At 53.4% G+C, this 4012-nt stretch carries 2 protein-coding genes and 1 pseudogene; 1 reads left to right on the top strand and 2 read right to left on the bottom strand.

Annotated elements, in window-relative coordinates; translation table 11 throughout:
* Nucleotides 1-290 (bottom strand): annotated as a pseudogene (locus tag RTM06_RS20015) (amino acid ABC transporter permease); the annotation flags it as partial.
* Nucleotides 287-1183 (bottom strand): ABC transporter substrate-binding protein, encoded by an 897-nt coding sequence (locus RTM06_RS20020; RefSeq protein ID WP_256698847.1) that lies wholly within the window; start codon nt 1181-1183, stop codon nt 287-289. The pseudogene RTM06_RS20015 and the gene RTM06_RS20020, both read right to left, overlap by 4 nt.
* 532 nt (nt 1184-1715) lie before the next feature.
* Between RTM06_RS20020 and RTM06_RS20025 the strand changes: the two genes are divergently transcribed.
* Nucleotides 1716-3887 carry a TonB-dependent siderophore receptor gene (locus RTM06_RS20025; protein ID WP_312184496.1) on the top strand — a complete coding sequence of 724 codons (2172 nt, stop codon included), beginning with the start codon at nt 1716-1718 and terminating at the stop codon, nt 3885-3887.
* Nucleotides 3888-4012 lie beyond the last annotated feature (125 nt).

Here is a 4012-nt window from a genome sequence, read left to right on the forward strand (position 1 = left end):
CCCACCAGTACCGGATTGGAGGAGAGGCGCATCAGCGCCAGCACCGTACCAAAAGCAAAACCCAGCACCACAGAGATCGCGGTGAGCTGCAGCGTCATTAATACGCCTTGCAGGATCGATTCGCCGGTAAAGTTCTCCGCAATCACGCTCCATTCGAAGCGTGGATTGTTAATCATCGAGTTCGCCATCGCCACCACGCACAACAGCACCACCAGCGCACTCAGCCAGCGTCCGTAGTAACGTTTGCCGACGATTTTCAAATCGCCGGTGTGGTCGTGAAAATCACTCATTGAAAGATTTCCTGATTGCGTTTGGCTTCTTTAACAGCACCAAAGCCGATGCCCCAGTTGTCGAGGATCTTGTTGTAGCTGCCATCTTTGATCAGCGAGTTCAGCGCGGCCTGCACGGCGGGCTCCAGCGCAGAATCTTTCGGGAACGCAACGGAAACTGGCGCATCGTGTACAGTGATTTCGCCGCTCATGGTCAGCGGTTTGATCACTTTCACCTGCCACAGCAAGCCTTCATACGGGCCAAGGAACATCGGCACGCGACCGCTTACCACCGCCTGAACTCCGGCCGGACGATCCGGGAATACTGAAACTTTGATTGGCTTTTTACCGGCCGCTTCACAGGCTTTGCTGGCGTCTTCAAGGCGCGTGACCTGCGTGGTACCGGAACCGGCACCCACTTCTTTACCGCACACATCCGCCAGTTCTTTGAATGGCGCGATGTTGGCATCTTTACGCGCGATAATGCCGAGGCGGCTGGCATCGTAGTAACCGACGAAGTCGATGATTTTGGCACGCGCTGGCGTGGCATTGATGTTGGAGAGCGCCACATCGTAACGACCGGTTTTCAGGCCGGGAATGATGTTGTCGAAACCGCCGGTGTCGCGCCACTGAACCTGGATTCCCAAGCGCTCTCCCACGGCATTCATGATATCGATTTCACGACCAGCCAACGTTTTGTTGTCTTCTTTATAGAAGGTGGTTGGCGGCGTGTTGGGGTTGGTTCCGGCAACAATGTAGCCACGTTTCACCACATCCGCCGGCAGCAAACTTTTCAGCGCGGGATCGGCCTGCACGTGGATTGAGCTGTCAGTTGGGACGGATTCATCGGCGGCGAACGCGGTGTGTGCACTCAGCGCGAGCGCAAGAATAGTCATGCCTTTGGCGAATTTCACTGGAACCTTTCTCCTGATTTATAAAAAGTTTCCCCACAGGGAAAAGGCGTTGAGGTAGCGATGGTTTTGTCTCCTGACTCACCTCGCGCGAAAGGCGCGTGGCGGAAGGAATTGTCATCCTCAGAACGTCCCGCTGAACATTCTCTGGAAGATAGATAACAATCACAAATGCGAAAAAAACATATCTATTGCCGAAATATGGCAATAGCCGCAAGCACGGTTGCAAGGCGGGATTTCCGCACCAGTTTGGCATCCAAGACTCAACAGAATTCAGAATTTGCTAATGAATCAATAGCCTGCTTATCCAATATTCATCGATACATTTCTTCTTACTCATAACGGATTCATCTAAGCAATTTAGGCGTTCCCTTCCCCGCAACGCGTACCCCGCAACGAAAAATCCTTTGTAAAGGTTTGTATTGTCAGGCTTGTTGCCGTCCCGCTGAATAGACAATGAGAAACGTTATCATTATCATGCGCATTTACTTACAATTGTTAACGTAACAGGGAGAAAACTTAAGTGAATGTAACCATGCGTGGCAAAAAGCGTCCAATTGCGCTTTTTTTAGCGGGAATGCTAACGTCGCCTGCCTTTGCAGCTGAAACCACAGAAAAGCTGGCTGACGATGAATCAATGATCGTCACCGCCGAGCAGGAGCTCAAACAGCAACCGGGCGTGTCCACCATTACGGCTGAAGACATCAAGAAAAATCCCCCTGTTAACGATCTCTCCGACATCATCCGCAAAATGCCCGGCGTAAACCTCACCGGTAACGGTGCCAGCGGCAGCCGCGGCAATAATCGTCAAATTGATATCCGTGGCATGGGCCCGGAAAACACCTTGATAATGATCGACGGCGTGCCGGTTTCTTCACGTAACTCAGTGCGTTACAGCTGGCGCGGCGAGCGTGATTCACGCGGCGATACCAATTGGGTGCCAGCGGAAATGGTGGAGCGCATTGAAGTGATTCGAGGCCCAGCCGCTGCACGTTACGGTTCTGGCGCGGCAGGCGGCGTGGTGAATATCATTACCAAGCGTCCAACCAATGACTGGCACGGCTCGCTGTCGCTCTACACCAGCCAGCCGGAAAACGATAAAGAAGGCGATACGCGACGCGCTAACTTCAATCTCAGCGGCCCGCTGGCCGGTGATGCCTTGACCATGCGTCTGTACGGCAATATTAACCGTACCGATGCCGATGCGTTCGATATCAACACCGCCGAAAACGGTTCTTACGCGGCGGGCCGTGAAGGCGTGCGCAATAAAGACATCAATACCGTGCTGTCGTGGAAAATCACGCCGCTGCAAATTGTCGACTTCTCTTACGGCTACAGCCGTCAGGGCAACATTTACGCCGGTGATACGCAAAACAGTAACAGCAACGCCAGCACCGACGGTTTAGTCGAATCGCTGTACGGCGATGAAACGAACCGCATGTATCGCCAAACCTACGGCATTGCGCACAACGGAATCTGGGATTGGGGAACCTCGAAGCTCAACTTCAACTACGAGAAAACCAATAACACGCGTCTGCAGGAAGGCACTGCTGGTCGTACCGAAGGGATGATCAACAGCGATACGTACGCTACCAGCCGTTTGGAAAGCTATCGCGCGGGCGGAGAGATCAACTTCCCGTTGCAGCTGCTGGTTGATCAAACCGTGACGCTGGGCGCGGAGTGGAACCGCGACGAGCTGAACGATCCGGCATCAATGCTGGCGTCCAACGCGAGCGGCGTCAATCTGCCAGGCAGCTCTGGCGATCCGTCGCAGCGCAGCAGTAAGAACAGCGCTACCATCAGTTCTCTGTTCTTCGAAGACAACATTGCTGCCACCGATACCACCGAAGTGATCCCAGGCCTGCGCTTTGATTATCACGATCAGTTTGGTGCCAACTGGAGCCCAAGCCTGAACGTTTCACAAGGGTTAGGCGACTACTTCACCCTGAAAGCCGGTATTGCGCGGGTGTTTAAAGCGCCGAACCTCTATCAGTCAACGCCGGGTTATCTGCTCTCGACGCGTGGCAACGGCTGCCCGATTGGTCTCAGCCAATGTTATCTGCTGGGTAACGACGATCTCGATGCCGAAACCAGCGTCAACAAAGAGATTGGTCTGGAATTCAGCAACGAAGGCTACGTCGCGGGCATCACCTGGTTCCGCAATGACTACAAAAACAAAATTGTGTCGGGCACCGAGCCGGTGTATTCCAGCACGCGACCGGTTTTTAACGTATTGCGCTGGGAAAACGGCGGCAAAGCGATCGTGGAAGGACTGGAAGGTAATCTGACCATTCCTTTAATTGCCGATACGCTGGAATGGCGCTCCAACGCTACCTACATGTTCCGCTCCGAAAGTAAGGAAACCGGCAATCCGCTGTCCGTGATCCCGGAATTCACCATCAACTCGCAGCTGGAGTGGCAGGCGACGCAGGATCTCAGCGCCAACATCAACTGGACGCAGTATGGCCTCCAGAAACCGCGTCAAAATGCAGAGACCAATATCGATACCTCGAACATGACAACGCAGGAAATCAGCCCGTATTCGGTGTTTGGTTTGAACCTCAATTACGACATCAGCAAAAACCTGCGCGCCAATGCCGGTATCAACAACCTGTTTGATAAACGCATTTACCGCGAGAATTCAGGTGCGTCGACCTATAACGAGCCGGGCCGAGCATATTATGCCGGTGTGACGATGTCGTTTTGATTGAGCTGGGTTTTGGTCGCCATGAATGGCGTAATGCTTGTCAGATAAGCAGTGTACTGGCATCGCAGAAGTTCCGACCGCTAAGCATCTGGCAGTTTCAGAATACTAGAAGTAGGCGGCCGGGC

The organism is Pantoea sp. CTOTU46764 (assembly GCF_031974595.1).
GTDB lineage: Bacteria > Pseudomonadota > Gammaproteobacteria > Enterobacterales > Enterobacteriaceae > Pantoea > Pantoea trifolii.

What these genes read in the sequence shown, in the direction of transcription:
- RTM06_RS20025 (WP_312184496.1), top strand. Translation starts at nt 1,716, where the DNA reads ATGCGTGGCAAAAAGCGTCCAATTGCGCTTTTTTTAGCGGGAATGCTA.